The following is a 19452-nucleotide window of genomic DNA, read 5'->3' as shown; positions in this document are numbered from 1 at the left end:
CCCCGTGCCGCCCGTTCCGTCAGGCGGGGCCCGCCTGCTCGTCCTGCACGGCCGGGCGCAGCCACGGCTCCTGCGCCGGGCGGGCGGTGCCGCGCTTGGCGTCCCAGGTGCCGTAGCGGGGGTTGACCTGCACGCCGAGGGAGTCGGAGGTCTTCCTGAGCACCTCGCCGGCGCGGTCCTTGCCGAGCGCGTCCTCCAGCTTGGAGCGGATCAGCCCCACCCGCAGCTCCTGGTCGATCCCGTCGGGGGCGATGCCCGCGGCCAGGAAGCGCGCCTCGACCGCCTGCGCCCCGCCCAGCATCCGCTCGACCTGTGCCCGGCGCTCCTGCACCTCGCGCCGGGTGACCTCGACGCCGCTGTCCTCCCCGGCCTTCTCGATGACCCGGTACTGGATGAGCCGTACGAGCGTGTCCTGGCCCAGCCGCCCGCTGGCCGCCAGCAGCTGGGCGCCCTGCGGGGCGCTGCGCTGGGCCTCGCGCACGTCGTCGACCCGGCCCTGCAACTGCGCCACCGTGATCCGCTCCTTGCCCACCACGGCGGCCGCCCCCGGATGCGGGGTGGAGCCGCAGGCGGTGAGCAGGGGCGCGACGGCGAGGAGACCGGCGGCGGAGACGACGAGCGCGGTCCTGCGGCGGATCATGAAGCCTCCCGGAGGGGTCGTGCTGCATGGGTGGGACGTGCTGCTGTGCACCTTGTTCACCTGGCTCACCGAGTTCACCTGGTTCACCGACTTCGGCCCGGCGGTGATCGATGGTAGGCACCAGACGTGGCCCGCGTCACTGATTGGGCCAACGATTCGCACGCCGTCCGGGCACGCGGCAGCGGCAGGGGGCGGGCACGGACCGGAGGAAACCCGGCTGAACCGGGTGGCTCCCGCGGTCGTCTTCGAGTGGGAGGCCGGACGACCGGCGGACCCGGCATATCTTTCGAAGGGGCCGGTCCTGCGGCGGCAGCGGCTGCCGGCCCACGAAGCGCACCCGAGAGAAGGACGTCCATGGACTCGGCCACCGCCGTTCCGGCACAGGCCCGCAAGCCGGCCGAGACCGCTCCCCCGGGGCGGCGGACGGGGATCGCCCGGCTGGGCGCGCCCCGGCTGGACCCCTACTGGCTGGCCGGCGTCCTGTTCGTCCTCTACACCACGCTGTCGGTCAGCCGGCACCTGCGGATGCTCACCATGTCCTGGGACCTGGGCATCTTCGAGCAGGCGATACGCGGCTACGCCGAGCTGCGGGCCCCGATAGCCGACCTGAAGGGGCCCGGCACCAACATCCTCGGGGACCACTTCAGCCCGATCACCGCACTGGTCGCCCCCTTCTACCGCGTATTCCCCACCCCCGTGACCCTGCTGGTGGTGCAGGCCGCGCTCTTCGCCCTGTCGGCCGTGCCGGTCACCCGGCTCGCCGCGCACCTCCTCGGCCGCGGCCGGGGGCTGGCCATCGGCGTCGCCTACGGACTGTCGTGGGGCGTGCAGCGGGCGGTCGACTTCGACTTCCACGAGATCGCCTTCGCGATGCCGCTGCTCGCCTTCTCCCTGGAGGCGGTGGTCCGCCGGCGCTGGACGCCCGCCGTGCTGTGGGCGGCGCCCCTGGTGCTGGTCAAGGAGGACCTGGGGGTGACCGCCGCCGCCGTCGGGGCGCTGGTCCTGCTGCGGCTGCGCGGCGCCCGCGGCCGGACCCGGGCCGTGGCGCAGGGCGCGGCCCTGGTCGCGTTCGGCCTGGCGGCCACCGCCCTCGCCCTCGGTCTGATCATCCCGAGCTTCAACAGCGGCGGCTCGTACGACTACTGGAACAAGCTCGGCGGGGACGGCGGCCCCGCGCCGGTGATCCCCCCGGACACCGCCGTGCGCACCCTGCTGTGGACGCTGCTGCCCACCACCGGCCTGCTCGCCCTGCGCTCACCGGTGCTGATCGTGGCCCTGCCCACCCTGGGCTGGCGGTTCGTCTCCCACGACGACCACTACTGGGGCACCGACTGGCACTACAGCGCCGTGCTGATGCCCGTGGTGTTCATCGCCCTCACCGAGGCGCTCGCCGCCTGCCGCACCAGCCCCCGCCGCCGGCTGCGCACCTACGCCCACCACCTGCCGGCGGCCGTCCTGGCCGCGGCCCTGGCCCTGACCGCGTCCCTGCCGCTGTACGGCCTGACCATGCCGGACACCTACCGCGTCCCGCCGCAGGTCCGGGCCACCGAGCGGCTGCTGGAGCGCATCCCCGACGGCGCCACCGTCGAGGCGGACGTCGTGCCGATAAGCCGGCTCACCGGCCGCTGCCGGGTCTTCTGGGTCGGCGGCACCGGCGGCATCAGGCCCGACTACGTCGCCGTGCACCTGGGCGACGGCCGCACGCCCGCCGACGCCGCGGCCGAGGCCACCCGCAGCCACGCGGGCGCCCGGTACGTCGTCGTGGGCAGCGAGGGCGGCTACGTCGTGCTGCGGCGCGCCGCGCCGTAGGCCCGTCCGGCGGATCATGCAGCGCCCCACAGGGGCGCGGGGAACTGCGCGATCAGCCATCGACGGCCCGCAGCCGACGCGCCACCCCCAGGCCCGGGCGAATCACGGCACCGCACCCTGCTTGCGGGCGCCGCACGGCGCAGCCGTCAGCTGCCCAGGATCGTCGTGAGGAACTCGCCCGTCCACGCCAGCAGCTCGCGGCCGACCAGCGGCTTGCCGCCGATCGGGCGGGTCGCCGGGCGCGGCACCAGGATCTGCTGCGTGGCGGGCTTCATCACCGTGCGCGGGTACAGCCGCTTCAGGCGCAGCTCCTGCGACTCGCGCAGCTCCACCGGCCCGAAGCGCACGTTGGCGCCCTGCAGGGTGATGTCGGTGACGCCGCACGCCCGGGCCAGCATCCGCAGGCCCGCGACCAGCAGCAGGTTCTCCACGGGCTCGGGCAGCTTGCCGTAGCGGTCGGTGAGCTCCTCGCGGACGGCCCTGATGTCCTCCTCGGAGTTGGCCGAGGCGATCGCCCGGTACGCCTGCAGGCGCAGCCGCTCGCCCGGCGCGTAGTCGTGCGGGACGTGCGCGTCCACCGGCAGCTCGATCTTCACCTCCAGCGGGGCCTCCGCCTCCTCGCCGCCGCCCTCGACCGACGCCCGGTAGTCCGCCACGGCCTCGCCGACCATGCGGATGTACAGGTCGAAGCCGACGCCCGCGATGTGGCCCGACTGCTCGCCGCCGAGCAGGTTGCCCGCGCCACGGATCTCCAGGTCCTTCATCGCCACGTACATGCCCGCGCCCATCTCCGTGTGCTGGGCGATCGTCGCCAGCCGCTCGTGGGCGGTCTCCGTCAGCGGCTTCTCCGGCGGGTACAGGAAGTAGGCGTAGCCCCGCTCCCGGCTGCGGCCCACACGGCCGCGCAGCTGGTGCAGCTGCGACAACCCGAAGTTGTCGCCGCGCTCGACGATGAGGGTGTTGGCATTGGAGATGTCGATGCCCGACTCCACGATCGTCGTCGAGACCAGCACGTCGAACTTCTTCTCCCAGAAGTCGACCACGACCTGCTCCAGCGCCGACTCCGACATCTGGCCGTGCGCGGTGGCGATGCGCGCCTCCGGCACGATCTCGCGCAGCCGCGCCGCCGCCCGGTCGATGGACTCGACCCGGTTGTGGATGTAGAAGACCTGGCCCTCGCGCAGCAGCTCGCGCCGGATCGCCGCACCGATCTGCTTCTGGTCGTAGGGACCCACGAAGGTCAGCACCGGGTGGCGCTCCTCCGGCGGCGTGGTGATCGTCGACATCTCGCGGATGCCGGTCACCGCCATCTCCAGCGTGCGCGGGATCGGGGTGGCGGACATCGTCAGCACGTCGACGTTGGCGCGCAGCTTCTTCAGCTGCTCCTTGTGCTCGACGCCGAAGCGCTGCTCCTCGTCGACGATGACCAGGCCCAGGTCCTTGAACTTCGTCTCGGAGGAGAAGAGGCGGTGGGTGCCGATGACGACGTCGACGGAGCCCTCCCGCAGCCCCTCCAGGACGGCCTTCGCCTCGGTGTCGGACTGGAAGCGCGAGAGCGCCCGCACATTGACGGGGAACTGCGCGTACCGCTCGGAGAACGTCCCGAAGTGCTGCTGGACGAGCAGGGTGGTCGGCACCAGCACCGCCACCTGCTTGCCGTCCTGCACGGCCTTGAACGCCGCGCGGACCGCGATCTCGGTCTTGCCGTAGCCGACGTCGCCGCAGACCAGGCGGTCCATGGGGACGGACTTCTCCATGTCCTCCTTGACCTCGGCGATCGTGGTCAGCTGATCGGGCGTCTCCGCGTACGGGAAGGCGTCCTCCAGCTCCCGCTGCCAGGGGGTGTCCGGCGCGAAGGCGTGCCCGGGGGCCGCCATGCGCGCGGAGTACAGCTTGATCAGGTCCGCGGCGATCTCCTTGACCGCCTTCTTCGCCCGCGCCTTGGTCTTCGTCCAGTCCGCGCCGCCCAGGCGGTGCAGGGTGGGCGCCTCGCCACCGACGTACTTGGTGACCTGCTCCAGCTGGTCGGTGGGGATGTATAGCCGGTCGCCCGGCTGGCCCCGCTTGGCCGGCGCGTACTCCACCAGCAGGTACTCGCGGGTGGCGCCCTGCACCGTACGCTGCACCATCTCCAGGTAGCGGCCGACACCGTGCTGCTCGTGCACGATGTAGTCGCCGGCCTGCAGCGTCAGCGGGTCGATGCTCTTGCGCCGCCGCACCGGCATGCGGCCCAGGTCCTTGCTGGCCGACTTCTGGCCGGTCAGATCGGACTCGGTCAGCACGGCGACCTTCAGGCCCGCGTGGATAAAACCGCTGTCCAGGCTCGCGCAGGAGACGTGCACCACGGACGGCGTCAGCTCCGGCAGGTCGGCGTCCAAGCGGGCCGGGATGCCCTCGCCGCCGAGCACCTCGACCGTACGGGCGGCCGGGCCGTGGCCCTCGGTGAGGAACACCGTCCGCCAGCCGTCGGACACCCAGCCCTTGGTGTCGGCCAGGGCCCGGGCCGTGTCGCCGCGGTAGGTCTCCGGGGCCTGCATGCCCAGCTTGAGGGTGTCGCCGTCCTCCTCGTCCTCCCCGGCCGCGAACGGGCTCACCGACCACCACATCATGCCCAGCTCACGGGCATGATCACGGACATCGGCGATGCCGCGCAGGGAAGCGGCGTCCACGTCGATCGGCGCCTCGCCGCCACCGGCCGACGCCGCCCAGGACGCCTGCAGGAACTCCTGCGACGTCGCCACCAGGTCCGCCGCCCGGGTGCGCACCCGCTCCGGGTCGCACACCACGGCCATCGCACCCGCCGGCAGCACGTCCAGCAGCAGCTCCATGTCGTCCACCAGCACCGGCGCCAGCGACTCCATGCCCTCGACCGCGATGCCCTCCGCGATCTTCCCCAGCAGCTCCGCCAGCTCCGGGTGCTCCTGCGCGAGCGCCGCGGCACGCTCCCGTACGGCGTCGGTCAGCAGCAGCTCACGGCACGGCGGCGCCCACAGACCGTGCTCGGCGACCTCCAGCGACCGCTGGTCGGCCACCTTGAAGTAGCGGATCTCCTCGACGTCGTCGCCCCAGAACTCGACACGGAGCGGGTGCTCCTCGGTCGGCGGGAAGACGTCCAGGATGCCGCCGCGCACCGCGAACTCGCCGCGCTTCTCCACCAGTTCCACGCGGGCGTACGCCGCCGCGGCGAGGGCCTCCACGACCTCTTCGAGATCGGCGCCCTGCCCCGTGCGCAGGCTCACCGGCTCCAGGTCGCCGAGCCCCTTGACCTGCGGCTGCAGCACGGAGCGCACCGGGGCCACCACGACGCTGACCGGGCCGGCCGCCGGGTCGTCCTTGCTCGGGTGCGCCAGCCGGCGCAGCACCGCCAGCCGCCGGCCGACCGTGTCCGAACGCGGCGAGAGCCGCTCGTGCGGCAGCGTCTCCCAGGCCGGGTACTCCACGACCGCATCGGCCGGCAGCAGCCCGCGCAGCGCCGCCGCCAGGTCCTCCGCCTCCCGGCCCGTCGCCGTCACCGCCAGCACGGGCCGCTGCGCGTCCCTGGCCAGCGCGGCGATCACGAACGGCCGGGCCGCGGGCGGCCCCACCAGGTCGACGTGCGGCCGGTTGCCGTCACCCGCGGCCTCGACCGCTTCGGCGAGCGCCGGATCCTTGACGACGGCGTCGAGCAGACCGTGCAGGCTCATGAAGAGATTTCCGTCCCGGTGGTGGGCAAGGTGAACAACGCGAGCACCCGGCACGCGGGGCACGGCCGGGGCTTCCAGCGTACGACTTCGCTCGGCGCTCAGCCCGCGGACGCCGGGGCCGCGCCCCACAGGGGCGCCCCGTAGGGGCGCGGGGAACTGCGCGACAAGCCACGACGTGCCCGCAGATGCCCGGAGCCCGGGGTGCTGGGTCGGCTGCGGGCCGTCGGTGGCCGATCGCGCAGTTCCCCGCGCCCCTACGGGGCGCCGTGGTGCGGCGTGACGAGAGGGGGGCCGGGATCGGCCGAGCGCAGGGTGCCGCATACGCACGGACGCCCAACTTCCGCTACGTACAACGCCGCAGGCGCCACCCCGTGCGAGGGAATCGCCCGGCGAAGACCGTGTGAAGCCCGTCCCCGGACAAGACAATTGCGGCCACAGGGAATTAGTGTTCGGGTCTATGGCCGAGGGGGGCAGTCGTGCGGCCCCCCTCGCACGGCCCGCCGGTCTCCCCGAGGAAGCAGTCTCCGTGAAGATACTTCGTACCCGCGCTGCGAGCGTCTCCCGCCAGGGACTGTGCACTGCCCTACTCGTCGCCAGCCTCACCACCGCGGCCGTCGGCGCCAGCCCGCCGCACGGGACGGGTGCCGACGACCCGTCCCCGGGTCCCGACAACCCGCAGCGCCAGCCGCACGGTGTTCCCAACCTCTCCCTCCCCGACCTCGTGCCGCGCCCCGGCGCCACGCCCAAGCCGGGCGAACCCGGCAGCGGTACGGGCGGCGGCAGCAGCGACATCCCCGCGACCGCCCTGGCCGCATACAAGAACGCCGAGAGCCTGGCGAAGGGCCTCTACCCGAACTGCCACATCAAGTGGGAGCTGATCGCCGGCATCGGGAAGGTGGAGTCGGAGCACGCCGCCTCCTACGGCCTGCAGCCGGACGGCAGCACCACCAAGCCGATCCGCGGCCCCCAGCTGACGGGCGACAAGTTCGCCCTCGTGAAGGACACGGACGGCGGCGCCTGGGACGGCGACCCGGTCTACGACCGCGCCGTCGGCCCGACCCAGTTCATCCCGTCCACGTGGAAGGACTACGGCGCCGACGGCAACGGCGACGGCAAGCTCGACCCCAACAACATCTTCGACGCGGCCGCCGGCACCGCGCGCTACCTGTGCGCGGGCGGCAAGGACCTCTCGGACGCCGCCCAGCTCGACAAGGCGATCCTCAGCTACAACAACTCGCGCGAGTACGTGAACGCCGTCCTCGCGTGGATGCACACGTACGAGGGCAGTGGCAGTGGCTCGCTGCCGGGCGGCGGGACGCCGTGGATCCCGACGCCGACCGGACCGTCCGGCAACACCCCGGTCCCCGGCCCGGTGCGCCCGAGCACGCCGAGCGCGCCGAGCACGCCGAACCGGCCGGGGACGCCCACCAAGCCGTCGGAGCCGAGCAGGCCGAACAAGCCGTCGGAGCCGACAAAGCCCCCGACCCCGAGCAAGCCCGACAATCCGAACAAGCCGGGCGGTGACGGCGACAAGCCGACGCCGTCGAAGCCGGTCACGATCGAGCGCCTGGAATCCGTCGGCGCGAAGGAGCTCACGGCCACGGCCGGCGACACGTTCGCCGACGCCGCGAAGGTCAAGGTCGTCACAGCCGACGGCCGCCCGGTGCCCGCGGACACACAGGTGCGCTTCGAGGTCATCGGCGTGAAGACCGGGGCGCACTTCCCGAGTGCCAAGACCAGCGAGAAGACCCTGGTGGACGTCACCGTCGACAAGGACGGCACGGCCACCGCACCCGCACTCGAATCGGGCAACCTTGCGGGGACGTTCGTCCTGCGCATCTCCGTCCTGGGCAAGGACGCCACGAAGGTCGATCCCGTCAAGGTCGATGCCACCGTCAAGCCCCGCCCCGCCACCGCGCTCGAGCGCATCGGCAAGGGCGACCTCAAGGCCGCCCCGAAGGGGTCGTTCGCCCAGCGGATCACCGTCGAGGCGAGCGGCGACGGCACCATCGTCGTCGGCGCCAAGGTGACCGCGAGCATCCTCGGCCCCGACGGCAAGCCCGCGGCCACCGGTCCGTACTTCAAGGACGAGAACGGCAAGCCCGCGCGCAAGCCGCTGACGTTCACGACCGACGACGAGGGCCGGATCGAGCTGCCCGAGCTGTTCACCGACGAGCAGTCCGGCACCTACACGCTGGAGCTCACCACCACCAACGGTGCGGTCCTCAAGCTCACGCTGACCGTCACCGCCCCCACCCCCGAGCCGACGAAGCCGGCGCCCACGCCGAGCCCGTCGGCCACGGCCAAGAAGTAATCCGGAAACGGCGACGGCCGGCCCACTCGCGCGATGCGGGCGGGCCGGCCGTCGTCACTCCGCCGCCGCGTCCTCCGCGACCGGCTTGCCCGTCAGCGCCGCCAGGCTGTGCCGGACGTGCGCCATGTGGGACTTGAGCTCCTCGCGCCGCTCCTCGTGCTCGCGCAGCACCCGCTCGGTGTCACGGGCGATGCGCTCCTCGCGCACCCGCGCCTGGGCGATCACCGCCGCCGCCTGCGCCTCGGCGTCCTCCTGGCCGTGCCGCGCGGCCTCCTCCGTGTCCGCGTAGCGCCGGCGCGCGTCGCCCAGGGCCGTGCGGGCGTACTCCTCCAGAGCCGCCACCCGCGCGTCCATCGCCGCCTCGCGCTCGGCGATCTCGCGGCCCGCCGCCTCCCAGCGCTCGGTGTGCTCCTTCTCCTGCTCCGCCAGGATCATCGCCGTGCGCTGGCGCATCTCCTTCAGCGCCGCCAGCGACTCCTCGCGCCGCTCGGCGGTCTCCTGGCGGGCCGTCGTACGGATGTCGTCGGCCACGGTCTCGGCCGCGAGCTGCGCCTGCCGGGCCCACTCCTCCGCCTCGGCGCGCACCGCCACCGCGTACTCATGTGCGGCGTCGCGCACCTGGCGGGCATGGCTCTGGGCGGCCTCCTGCAGCTCCGCCGCCGCCACCTCCGCCCGCTCGCGCAGGCCCGCCGCCTCCAGTTCGGCCGTGGTGACCAGGCCCTGGGCCCGCGGGCCCAGGGACTCGTACGTCTGCGGGGGGAGCTTGGCGACGACGTGGGCGAGCCGCCGCACCTCGTCCTCCATCTCCCGCGCCAGGACGGTCAGCCGCGCCGCGCGCTCCCAGGCGGAGTCGCGCTGACGGGCGTACTCCGCCAGCGCACGGTCGACCTGATCAGGCCGGTATCCACGGCCGCGCACGACTGTGAAACCGTCAGGAGACACCGATGAACTCATCCTTGTAGCCCCTTATATCCGGAAATCCGGTATGCGACACGGTCCGGCGTACATCATTCCCGTACGAGCGAAGTGCCCCGGACGCGACACTCCGCAGCCCGGGACACCGTCCGCGTACACCGCACCGAACGCTAGAAGAGACCGTCCCACATCTGCTCCAGCAGCACCGCCCACCAGTTCTCGGGCGTCGCGACGGCCGCGGGGTCCAGCGAGGCCAGCTGCTGCTGAAAGTCCACGGTCCAGCGCCCGGCCTGCTCCGGCGTCAGCCCGTAGCGCCAGCGCCACATCTTCCCGAGCAGCGCCAAAGAGCGTACGAACTGAGGCAGACTCGTGTTGACGAACTGCGGTGGCACCACTCCCCCGTCGGGGCCCGCCTCCAGCGGAACGGCCACGATGTGGGCCGTGCCGTACTGGACGCACAGCTGCCGGCCGAAGTCCGTACCCATCACCAGGTACGAACCGGCGTCCGGCGCCGGACGCACACCACGCTCCGCCGCCAGCTCCGCCAACGTCGGCACCGGACGGCCCGGCTGGGCCTGCGCCCAGAAGAACGGCCCGAAATCCACCGGCAGCCCCGCCCACACCAGCGTCTGCGCCACCAGCTCCGGCACGCCCTGACGCGAGACGGCACGCTGATCGAAACGGAACACGCCCTGCGGACCGAACGCCTCCGCCAGCTCACGGCCGATCACGTCCTGCCCCACCGCCGGCGCCACCGGCACCTGGCCGGCGGGCGGCAGGGGCACCGGATTCGGCGCCGGGCGCGCCGGACCGTCCGCGACCTGGTGCAGCTCGCCCTGATGCGCGACGAGATGACGCACACCCTGCTGCCGGGTGGCGTGATCCCGCCCGTACGGAGCGGTGTGACTGACCCGCACCTGCGGCCACGTCTCGCGGATCATCCGCGCACAGTAGCCACCGGGCAGATCGCACGACTCCAGCTCGGTGTGCAGCTCCAGCACCTGCTGCGGGGGTACGCCCATGGCGCGCAACTCGTGCAGGATCTGCCACTCGGGATGCGGGGTGCCGGGGGCACTGCGCCGGATGAGCTGCTGCTCCTTCCCGTCCTGCGCGCGGTAGCGCAGCACGGCCATGTACCCGGGCCCCACGGTGGGCACACCGGGCGCCTGCGGGGCCTGCGGCGGCTGGGGCGGCTGCGGGGCACCGGGACCGGCGGGGCCGGCGGGGCCGGCGAGCATCGTGGCGGCGGCGTGCACCGGCGCCTGCGGGGCGCCGGGGGCACCCGGGGCCCGCGGGGGCTGCGGCGCCCCGGGCCCACCGGGACCGGCCAGCATCGTGGCGGCAGCATGCACCCCACCGGGCGCCTCCGGCGCACCGGGCGCACCGGGGGCCTGCGGGGGCTGCGGCGCCCCCGGCCCACCGGGACCGGCCAGCATCGTGGCAGCAGCATGCACCCCACCGGGCCCGTGCGGGGCCTGCGGCGCACCGGGCGCCTGCGGCGGCTGCGGCGGAGCCGGCACACCGGCCCCCTGCGACGGCCCGGCCGCGGGCGCACCCGGCGCCTGCGGCGGCTGAGGCACACCGGGGGCGCCGGGGTTACCCGGAGCGGCGGGGGCGCCGGGAGCACCCGGAGCCCCAGGGGCCGGGGGGAAACCGGGCGCAGCCGAGGCGCCGGGACCCTGCGGCTGGCCGGCACCGGGTGCACCAGGAGCGGGGGGAACGCCCGGCGCACCCGGAACAGAGGCGCCCGGGGTGCCCGGCGCAGCCGGAGCACCGGGCCCCTGGGGCTGACCGGCACCCGGCATGCCCGGGCCGCCAGGAACGAGGGGAGCACCCGGAACACCCGGGCCCTGAGGCCCGCCCGGCCCACCGGGAACGGCAGGGGCTCCCGGATCGCCCGGGGCGCTGGGAATGCCAGGCGCAGCCGGGGCGCCAGGAGCACCGGAGTCACCGGCGGCCTGAGGCTCGACCGGCGCACCCGGGGCACCGGGAGCCGGGGGGACGCCGGGCACGCCCGGAGTACCGGGCGCCGCGGGCGCACCGGAGCCCTGCGGCTGCCCGGCCCCGGGCCAGCCCGGGGCGCCAGGAGCAGCGGGGACACCGGGCGCACCCGGGCCCCCGGGGACGGCCGAGGCACCCGGCATGCCCGACGCAGCCGAGGCGCCGGGGGCATTCGGGTCACCGGGAGCGCCAGGAGGACTGGGAATGCCGGGCGCCGCGGAGGCGCCAGGGGCACCCGGGACGCCAGGAGCCGGGGGGACGCCGGGTGCCGCGGGGGCACCCGGGATGCCCGGGGCCGCGGAAGCACCCGGGGCACCGGGGCCGGGGGCACCGGGCGCAGCCGGGGCACCGGGCCCCTGCGGGTGCCCGACACCGGGCCCGCCGGGGCCCTGCGGCTGCCCGGCACCAGGCCCACCGGGAGCACCGTGAGCATGAAGCCCACCGGGAGCACCCGGGAAACCCGGGGCACCGGGAGCACCCGGCGCGCCGGGACCCTGGGGGTGCCCGGCGCCCGGCGTACCCGGAGCGGCGGGCCCACCGGGCCCGCCCGGGGTCGCGCCCGCGGACGCGCGGGACGCGTCGAGGGACTCCAGGGACGGGGCGATCGCCGTCGGGGGGAGTGCGCTGCCGCGGGGCATGAGTGCCGTCTTCGCGTCCGGGCGGACGCCCGGCGGCGGGGTGTCGTCGGCGTCCGAGCCCGACAGGGCCGGGGCCAGCACCGTGGCGGGCAGGCCGACCGAGCGGTCCTCGTCGGCGTCGTCGTCCGCACGGACGTCCGTACCGGCCCACGCCTTCGCGACCGCGTCGTCCTCCGTACCGCCGTCACCGCCGTCACCGCCGTCGGTCCCGGCAGGCTCCTCCTCCGGAACCGCCGCGTCCGCCTTCTCCAGCGACGGCGCCCGCGCCGGCGGAGGTACCGGAGGTGCCGCCTCCTTCTCCAGCACTGGTCCTGGCGCCGGCGGAGGCGGAGGCGCCGCCTCCTTCTCCAGCACTGGTCCCGGCGCCGGCGGAGGCGGAGGCGCCGCCTCCTTCTCCAGCGACGCCGCCGGCACCGGCGCCGGCGCCGTCTCCTTCGCCCCCTCCGGGGGCGTGGCGCGGCGGTCCGGGATGCCCATCGCGTCCGCCGCGTCCTGCAGCCACTGCGGTGGGCTGAGCAGGAAGGACGTCGCCTCCAGGTCCACGCGGCGCGGAGGCGCCTCCGCCGCGGCGGGGGCCGCTTCCGGTTCCGGGGTGCCGTATTCCTCTTCGTAGCGGCGGATGACCTCGCCCACCGGCAGGCCGGGCCACAGCGTGGTCTCGCCGCTGTCGCGGGCGATGACCAGCCGGTGGCGGGCGCCGCCGCCGGTGGGGCCGTCGTCGCGGTCCTCGGCCCACACCACGAAGCCGAGGTCGAACTCGCGGACCCGCACCTCGCGTTGCAGGTAGGCCGGCACGTCGCCGTTGACCCAGCGCTCTCCGCGCTCCTGTGCCTGCGCGAACGTCACCACGCCGCTCATCCCTCCACCGGTACGGCGTACGCGAAGCCGCCGTCGACCATCAGGTTCGCCACTGTCTCCAGCTCCGGCGGGCCGCCTGCGAGCCGGGACAGGAAGTCGTCGAAGTCCTCGCCGCAGGGGAGCATGAGGTTCTCGACGCGTTCCGCCACGCTCCAGCCGTCGCGGTCGCGCGCGTCGTCGTAGGCGCAGAACCACACGGAGCCGACGGCTTCGCCCTTGACCTTGACGGCGAGGACGCCGCCCTGGACGAAGGCGACGCCGAGGTAGTCCTTGGTGAAGTGGTCGCGCAGGCACTTGTTGATGTAGACGAGGTCGTTGACCGCTGCTTCCTCGCGCACGGTGAAGAAGGGCTGGTCGACCAGGAGGCCGAGTTCGGCGTCGAGGGCGGCGCCGACGGGGGCGCAGCCGCCGGCGGCCTTGAGGAAGGCGCGGTAGGCGCCGGGCAGGCGGTAGCCGAGGTCCTCCTCGACACCCTGGACCTGTTCCTCCGTCACGGCGAGGTCGCGCTGCGGCAGGGCGAAGTGGACGGGCCGGGTCTCCTGCAGGGGCCGGGTGCCGCGCTTGTCCTGGTCGACGGCGGCGGTGGCGAGTCCGGCGTGGTGCCGCAGCAGGGCCTTGACCTCGACGGGGACGAGTTCGAGCCGCCGGGTGCGCGGGACGTGGTGCCAGGTCCAGCCGTGCGGGGTGGCGACGGGCGAGAGGCTGGCCCACAGTTCGTGGCCGGCGGCGTGCAGGGCCGCGTTGGCCGAGACGTAGTCGGTCAGCCGCAGCTCGTCGACGCCGAAGCCCTCGGGCGGTTCGGCGATCTCGGCGGCGGCGCGGGCGTACGGCGAGAAGACGGGGTAGCCGTCGTCGTCCACGTGCACGCCCTTGGGGTGGCGGCTGCGCCGGACCGGGTCGGGGAAGTGCACGACCTGTCCGGCGTAGGCCGCGTTCGGTGGCGCGGTCTGTTGCCCGAGCCGGCCTGTCGTCATGGCGGAAGCCCCCTGCTGACTGTGTCTCCTACGTGCCCGACAGCCTATGCGGTGCTGCAAGGAGGGCGGCGGCGGCCGCTTGCGACTGCGTACGTTCCGGCCTCACAGTGATCATCCGGAACACACGCCCCACGCAACACCGACCTGCCTTCCGCACCCGGCATCCCATTTGGCAGGCTGATCCCCGCAACAGGGGGATTGCACGGGAGGGAAGAACCGCCATGCACACGACTCAGGAACGCCACACCGACGGCTCCGCGCCCGGCGACCCCCGGCTGACCTGGAGTTCCTCCGAGGACGCGGCCCGGCCGCCGGTCCTGCTGCGCCGCCGCGACGGCATCCTGCCCGCCGTCGCGGCCGCCCTGTCCGTCCGGGGGGAGACCCTCACCTGCACCGCGGGCAAAGCGGACCAACCCCCCAGACTCCACCCCCTCGTCCAGGACTTCCTGGACACCCTGACCAGCGACCGGCGCGAACGCTTCACGGGCCGCTGCCCCGAAGCGGTCCTGCTGACCCGCTACCTGACGGCCCACGAGGCCGGCCGCAGCAAACGCGCCGCCCGCAAACCGCTCACCCACGGCGAGGCCCGGCGCGCGCTCAAGCAGGCCAAGCTGACGGCCCGCCACATCCGCGAGGACGGCGACCCCCGCCACGGCGCCTACGCCCCGCCGTGCCGCTCCTGCGGCGAGCTGCTGGCCCACTTCGGCGTCCGCCCCGTCGACCCCGCCGCCCCGACCACCGGCAGGAACTGACCACCACACCATGCGCGCATTCGACCGCACCGCCGCCACCCGCTTCCCCGTCGCCGTCGACGCCGCCCTGCGCGAGGCGGGCTGGCAGCCGGGCCGCTGGGACATCAAGGCCGCCGAGAACTGGGCCGACACCCTGCGCGCCCACGTCTCCCCCGCCGGGCACCGGCACACCGTCTTCCCGGCGGCGGTGGAGGCGTGGGCGGAGTTCGGAGGGCTGCGGGTGACGCCGCCGGGGGCCGGGCGGCACATCGCGCCCACGCCCTTCGAGATCGACCCGATGCACGGCCTGCACCTCGCCCGCACCGTCGCCGACCTCGGGCGGGCGCTGGGCGCCGACGTGTGCCCGCTCGGGCAGGAGCTCGACGGGCAGGCGGTGCTCGTGATCGACGCGCACGGCCGTGTCTACAGCCTGGACGCCACCGGCGACTGGTACCTCGGCTCGGACATCGACCACGCCATCGGCACGCTCGTCACCGGCACCCGCCCCTCCCGTCTGTCGGCCGCGCGCGGGTAACGACCGTCCCCTACGCCGCGTCCGGTATGACCGCCGAGACCCGGAAACCCCCCGCATCCGTCGGGCCGGAGACGAACACGCCCCCGAGCGCGGTCACCCGCTCCCGCATGCCCACCAGCCCGTTGCCGCCGCTCGGCAGGCCGGCGCCCGGCTGCTCGCCGTCGGAAGGGCCGTTCTCCACCTGCAGGGCCACCTCGGCGCCCCGGTGGGCCAGCCGCACCACGGCCTTCGCGCCGGGCGCGTGCTTGTGCACGTTGGTCAGCGCCTCCTGCACCACGCGATACGCCGTCTGCTCGACGTGCGGGGCGTACGAACGCTGGTCGCCGTGCACCGTCAGCTCGACGACCATGCCGGCCTCCCGGGACTGGTCGACCAGGTGCTCCAGGCCCTCCAGCGACGGCCCCCCGTCCGCCGCGTCCCCGGCGGCCTCGCCGGCGGCCCCGCGCACCCGCGCGGCGGCCACAGCGGCCACGGCCGCCAGCCGCTCCGGCCCGGCCGCGGCCCGCGCGGGCGCCGGGGCGGCGGCCTCGGACGAGGACGTGCGCAGCACGCCCAGCATCTCGCGCAGCTCCGTCAGCGCCTGCCGGCCCATGTCACCGACCAGGGCCGCGTTGCGCGACGCCTTCTCGGGATCCTTGAGCGCGACGGCCTGCAGCGCGGCGGAGTGCACGACCATCAGCGACACCCGGTGCGCGACGACGTCGTGCATCTCACGGGCGATACGGGTGCGCTCCTCGTTACGGGCCCACTCGGCCCGCTCCTCGGCCCGCTCCGCCAGCAGCGACAGCTCCCGCTCCAGGCCGTCCGCACGCTCCCGCAGGCTCTCCACCAGGCGCCGCCGGGCACCGACGTACAGGCCCAGCAGCAGGGGCGGCGCGGTGACGCCGAGCGCCATGACCACGGCGAAGGCGATCGCCGGCCACAGACCCGGGTGGTACGCGCCCGTCGCCACGTCCTGGTGGAAGCGGGCCAGGGCCACGATCACCGTGCCCGCGAACGACGCCGCCGCCAGCACCACGGTGATCCGCCGCGCCACCTCGGAGGCCGCGAGCGTGTACAGACCGACGACGCTGATCAGGAAGCCCATCTCGGCGGGCGTGATCGCGATCGACACCAGCACCACGGCCACGGGCCACCGCCGCCGCAACACCAGCGAGGCCCCCGCGGGTACACCGACGAGGCCGCCGACCGCTCCCGGCAGCCCGAGCTCGTGCGCGAAGGCCACACCCTCCAGCAGGCACTCCAGGGCGGACGCCAGGGCCAGCACCACGTCCAGCACCATGGCCCGCCGCCGCGCCCACCACCAAGGCCCCGAGGGCGCGCCCCGCGCGCCCTCCTCCACTATTGCCCCCGTTGTGGTCATACCACCCAGACTACGGGCGGGTGCCACCGGTTTTCGCGTGTCCACGACACGTGCCCCGGCACGCACCGTCGCATCAAGGGCCGCCGGTACGGCATAGTGTGAGGTGCCGAGCGATCAATCGGCACGGCCCCTCCGGGACAGTGTCCGTTTTGGCCGTCTTTGCAGTCCCCTGTGGTGTAATTGGCAACACTACGGTTTTTGGTGCCGTCTTTCCAGGTTCGAGTCCTGGCAGGGGAGCAGCGGACTTCACCTCACGGGTCCTGACCGCCCAGGTCAGGACCCTTGCGCGTTTCACCCCTCTTACGCCCCGGTATCCTGCGGGTGTCCACCCCCTCGAAGCCGAAGGGCACACCCGTGAGCGCCAACCGCCCGGCAGCCGTCGTCGTCCTCGCAGCGGGTGAGGGCACCCGCATGAAGTCCGCGACCCCCAAGGTCCTGCACGCGATCTGCGGCCGCTCCCTCGTCGGGCACGTCGTCGCCGCCGCTCGTGAGCTGGAGCCGGAGCACCTGGTGGTGATCGTGGGGCACGCCCGCGAGCAGGTTTCCGCGCATCTTTCCGAGATCGACCCCGGTGTGCGCACCGCCGTGCAGTACGAGCAGAACGGCACCGGTCACGCCGTGCGCATGGGTCTGGAGGAGCTGTCGAACAGCGGCGTCGCCCTCGACGGCACCGTGATCGTCGTCTGCGGTGACACCCCGCTGCTGACGGGCGAGACGCTGCAGCGTCTGGCGAGCACACATGCCGCCGACGGCAATGCCGTGACGGTGCTCACGGCCGAGGTGCCGGACTCGACCGGCTACGGCCGCATCGTGCGCGACGACAGCGGTGCCGTCACCGCGATCGTGGAGCACAAGGACGCCACCGACGCCCAGCGCGCCATCCGCGAGATCAACTCGGGTGTGTTCGCGTTCGACGCGAAGCTGCTGGCGGACGCCCTGGGCAAGGTGCGGACGGACAACAGCCAGGGCGAGGAGTACCTGACGGACGTCCTGGGCATCCTGCGTGAGGCCGGTCACCGTGTCGGCGCGGCCGTGGCGGACGACCACCGGGAGATCCTGGGCATCAACAACCGCGTCCAGCTCGCCGAGGCCCGCAAGCTGCTCAACGAGCGCCTGCTGCACGCGGCGATGATGAGCGGCGTCACGGTGGTGGACCCGGCGACGACGTGGGTGGACGTCACCGTGACCTTCGAGCCGGACGCGCTGGTGCAGCCGGGCACGCAGCTGCTGGGCGCCACGCACGTGGCGACCGGCGCCGAGGTGGGGCCGAACACCCGCCTGACGGACACCACCGTCCACGCGGGCGCCCGTGTGGACAACACGGTGGCCGACTCCGCCGTCATCGGCGAGGGTGCCAACGTCGGCCCGTACGCCTACCTGCGGCCCGGCACGCGCCTCGGCGCGAAGTCGAAGGCGGGGGCGTACGTCGAGATGAAGAACGCCACGATCGGCGAGGGCACGAAGGTGCCGCACCTGTCGTATGTGGGCGACGCGACGATCGGCGAGTACACGAACATCGGCGCGGCGAGCGTCTTTGTGAACTACGACGGTGTGAGCAAGCACCACACCACGATCGGCTCGCACTGCCGTACCGGATCGGACAACATGTTTGTGGCTCCGGTCACGATCGGGGACGGCGCGTACACCGCTGCCGGCTCGGTCATCACCAAGGATGTGCCCCCGGGTTCGCTGGCCGTCGCACGTGGTCAGCAGCGCAACATCGAGGGCTGGGTGGCGCGCAAGCGCCCGGGAAGCGCGGCCGCCGAGGCCGCCGAGGCTGCTCGCCGGGACAGCGAGGGCGAGCAGTGACCGTGACACCGGCACGCCGTGCGGGGCGTACCGTGATAAGCGCACACAAAGCGACATCCAAGGAGACTGTGCTGTGACCGGGATCAAGACGACCGGCGAGAAGAAGCTGATGCTCTTCTCCGGCCGCGCCCACCCCGAGCTTGCCGAGGAGGTCGCGCACCAGCTGGGCGTCGGCCTGGTCCCGACCAAGGCCTTCGACTTCGCCAACGGTGAGATCTACGTCCGCTTCCAGGAGTCCGCGCGCGGCGCCGACTGCTTCCTGATGCAGAGCCACACGGCTCCCATCAACAAGTGGGTCATGGAGCAGCTCATCATGATCGACGCGCTCAAGCGCGCGTCGGCCCGCTCCATCACCGTGATCCTGCCGTTCTACGGCTACGCCCGTCAGGACAAGAAGCACCGCGGTCGCGAGCCCATCTCGGCCCGTCTGATCGCGGACCTGATGAAGACGGCCGGTGCCGACCGCATCCTGACGGTCGACCTGCACACCGACCAGATCCAGGGCTTCTTCGACGGCCCGGTGGACCACCTGTTCGCGCTGCCGATCCTGGCGGACTACGTGGGCGCCAAGGTCGACCGCGACAAGCTGACCGTGGTCTCCCCCGACGCCGGCCGCGTGCGCGTCGCCGACCGCTGGTGCGACCGTCTGGGCGCGCCGCTGGCGATCGTGCACAAGCGCCGCGACAAGGACGTCGCCAACCAGGTGACCGTCCACGAGGTCGTGGGTGACGTCAAGGGCCGCGTGTGCGTCCTGGTCGACGACATGATCGACACCGGTGGCACGATCTGCGCCGCCGCCGATGCGCTCTTCGCGCACGGTGCCGCGGACGTCATCGTGACGGCCACGCACGGCGTGCTCTCCGGTCCGGCCGCGGACCGTCTGAAGAACTCCAAGGTGAGCGAGTTCGTCTTCACCAACACGCTGCCGACGCCGAACGAGCTGGAGCTCGACAAGATCACGGTCCTGTCGATCGCCCCGACGATCGCGCGCGCGGTGCGCGAGGTGTTCGAGGACGGCTCCGTGACCAGCCTCTTCGACGAGCTGGGCTGATCCGGTACTGATCGGATTGCCGATCGGATACTGATCGATTTCTGGGCGGCCTCCCCCGCCGGGTAGACTCTGCGAGTTGCTCGGCGAGGGAGGCCGCACTCATGTGCGGCGGTCCGTTATCGACGCGCTCT

12 protein-coding genes and 1 tRNA gene are annotated in these 19452 nt (G+C 73.6%); 7 read left to right on the top strand and 6 right to left on the bottom strand.

What is annotated here, in order from left to right; translation table 11 throughout:
- Positions 1 to 19: 19 nt before the first annotated feature.
- Complete coding sequence (locus ABD361_RS23850; protein ID WP_344437737.1) at positions 20 to 640, bottom strand: SurA N-terminal domain-containing protein; 621 nt, start codon at positions 638 to 640, stop codon at positions 20 to 22.
- Positions 641 to 994: 354 nt separating this feature from the next.
- Between ABD361_RS23850 and ABD361_RS23845 the strand changes: the two genes are divergently transcribed.
- Complete coding sequence (locus tag ABD361_RS23845) at positions 995 to 2449, top strand: DUF2079 domain-containing protein (RefSeq protein ID WP_344437735.1); 1455 nt, start codon at positions 995 to 997, stop codon at positions 2447 to 2449.
- A gap of 146 nt (positions 2450 to 2595) precedes the next feature.
- Here ABD361_RS23845 and mfd read toward each other — a convergent pair whose 3' ends face one another.
- Positions 2596 to 6132, bottom strand: coding sequence for a transcription-repair coupling factor (mfd, locus tag ABD361_RS23840; protein WP_344437733.1), 3537 nt, complete (start codon positions 6130 to 6132; stop codon positions 2596 to 2598).
- 526 nt (positions 6133 to 6658) lie between these two features.
- Between mfd and ABD361_RS23835 the strand changes: the two genes are divergently transcribed.
- Positions 6659 to 8446 carry a lytic transglycosylase domain-containing protein gene (locus ABD361_RS23835; RefSeq protein WP_344437731.1) on the top strand — a complete coding sequence of 596 codons (1788 nt, stop codon included), beginning with the start codon at positions 6659 to 6661 and terminating at the stop codon, positions 8444 to 8446.
- Positions 8447 to 8500: 54 nt separating this feature from the next.
- On the opposite strand, the gene ABD361_RS23830 is transcribed toward ABD361_RS23835, so the two are convergent.
- The 3 genes from ABD361_RS23830 to ABD361_RS23820 all read right to left on the bottom strand — a co-directional run bounded on the left by ABD361_RS23830 (position 8501) and on the right by ABD361_RS23820 (position 13832).
- Positions 8501 to 9388 carry a coiled-coil domain-containing protein gene (locus ABD361_RS23830; protein WP_344437729.1) on the bottom strand — a complete coding sequence of 296 codons (888 nt, stop codon included), beginning with the start codon at positions 9386 to 9388 and terminating at the stop codon, positions 8501 to 8503.
- Between the two features lie 143 nt (positions 9389 to 9531).
- Positions 9532 to 12858 carry an SUKH-4 family immunity protein gene (locus ABD361_RS23825; RefSeq protein ID WP_344437727.1) on the bottom strand — a complete coding sequence of 1109 codons (3327 nt, stop codon included), beginning with the start codon at positions 12856 to 12858 and terminating at the stop codon, positions 9532 to 9534.
- Positions 12855 to 13832 (bottom strand): SMI1/KNR4 family protein, encoded by a 978-nt coding sequence (locus ABD361_RS23820; RefSeq protein WP_344437725.1) that lies wholly within the window; start codon positions 13830 to 13832, stop codon positions 12855 to 12857. The genes ABD361_RS23825 and ABD361_RS23820 overlap by 4 nt, the downstream gene beginning before the upstream one ends.
- Before the next feature lie 221 nt (positions 13833 to 14053).
- On the opposite strand from ABD361_RS23820, the gene ABD361_RS23815 reads away from it, so the two are divergent.
- Positions 14054 to 14584, top strand: a complete 531-nt coding sequence (locus ABD361_RS23815; protein WP_344437723.1) for a YwqJ-related putative deaminase — start codon at positions 14054 to 14056, stop codon at positions 14582 to 14584.
- Positions 14585 to 14594: 10 nt separating this feature from the next.
- Entirely contained in the window at positions 14595 to 15098 is a 504-nt protein-coding gene (locus ABD361_RS23810) for an SUKH-3 domain-containing protein (RefSeq protein ID WP_344437721.1), read from the top strand.
- Between the two features lie 10 nt (positions 15099 to 15108).
- Here the strand turns inward: ABD361_RS23810 and ABD361_RS23805 are convergent, their stop codons facing one another.
- Positions 15109 to 16461 carry a sensor histidine kinase gene (locus ABD361_RS23805; RefSeq protein ID WP_344437719.1) on the bottom strand — a complete coding sequence of 451 codons (1353 nt, stop codon included), beginning with the start codon at positions 16459 to 16461 and terminating at the stop codon, positions 15109 to 15111.
- A 165-nt stretch (positions 16462 to 16626) separates the two neighbouring features.
- Between ABD361_RS23805 and ABD361_RS23800 the strand changes: the two genes are divergently transcribed.
- The 3 genes from ABD361_RS23800 (at position 16627) to ABD361_RS23790 (ending at position 19321) form a co-directional block, all read left to right on the top strand.
- Positions 16627 to 16698 (top strand) — tRNA-Gln (locus ABD361_RS23800).
- 117 nt (positions 16699 to 16815) lie between these two features.
- Positions 16816 to 18270, top strand: coding sequence for a bifunctional UDP-N-acetylglucosamine diphosphorylase/glucosamine-1-phosphate N-acetyltransferase GlmU (gene glmU / locus ABD361_RS23795; RefSeq protein ID WP_344437716.1), 1455 nt, complete (start codon positions 16816 to 16818; stop codon positions 18268 to 18270).
- Between the two features lie 73 nt (positions 18271 to 18343).
- Positions 18344 to 19321 (top strand): ribose-phosphate diphosphokinase, encoded by a 978-nt coding sequence (locus ABD361_RS23790; RefSeq protein ID WP_190132144.1) that lies wholly within the window; start codon positions 18344 to 18346, stop codon positions 19319 to 19321.
- The last annotated feature ends 131 nt before the right edge of the window (positions 19322 to 19452 follow it).

The organism is Streptomyces luteosporeus (assembly GCF_039532865.1).
Classification (GTDB): Bacteria; Actinomycetota; Actinomycetes; order Streptomycetales; family Streptomycetaceae; genus Streptomyces; species Streptomyces luteosporeus.
This window is presented reverse-complemented; position numbering and strand designations above follow the sequence as displayed.

What these genes read in the sequence shown, in the direction of transcription:
- ABD361_RS23850 (WP_344437737.1), bottom strand. Translation starts at nt 640, where the DNA reads ATGATCCGCCGCAGGACCGCGCTCGTCGTCTCCGCCGCCGGTCTCCTC.
- ABD361_RS23845 (WP_344437735.1), top strand. Translation starts at nt 995, where the DNA reads ATGGACTCGGCCACCGCCGTTCCGGCACAGGCCCGCAAGCCGGCCGAG.
- mfd (WP_344437733.1), bottom strand. Translation starts at nt 6,132, where the DNA reads ATGAGCCTGCACGGTCTGCTCGACGCCGTCGTCAAGGATCCGGCGCTC.
- ABD361_RS23825 (WP_344437727.1), bottom strand. Translation starts at nt 12,858, where the DNA reads ATGAGCGGCGTGGTGACGTTCGCGCAGGCACAGGAGCGCGGAGAGCGC.
- ABD361_RS23820 (WP_344437725.1), bottom strand. Translation starts at nt 13,832, where the DNA reads ATGACGACAGGCCGGCTCGGGCAACAGACCGCGCCACCGAACGCGGCC.
- ABD361_RS23815 (WP_344437723.1), top strand. Translation starts at nt 14,054, where the DNA reads ATGCACACGACTCAGGAACGCCACACCGACGGCTCCGCGCCCGGCGAC.
- ABD361_RS23810 (WP_344437721.1), top strand. Translation starts at nt 14,595, where the DNA reads ATGCGCGCATTCGACCGCACCGCCGCCACCCGCTTCCCCGTCGCCGTC.
- ABD361_RS23805 (WP_344437719.1), bottom strand. Translation starts at nt 16,461, where the DNA reads ATGACCACAACGGGGGCAATAGTGGAGGAGGGCGCGCGGGGCGCGCCC.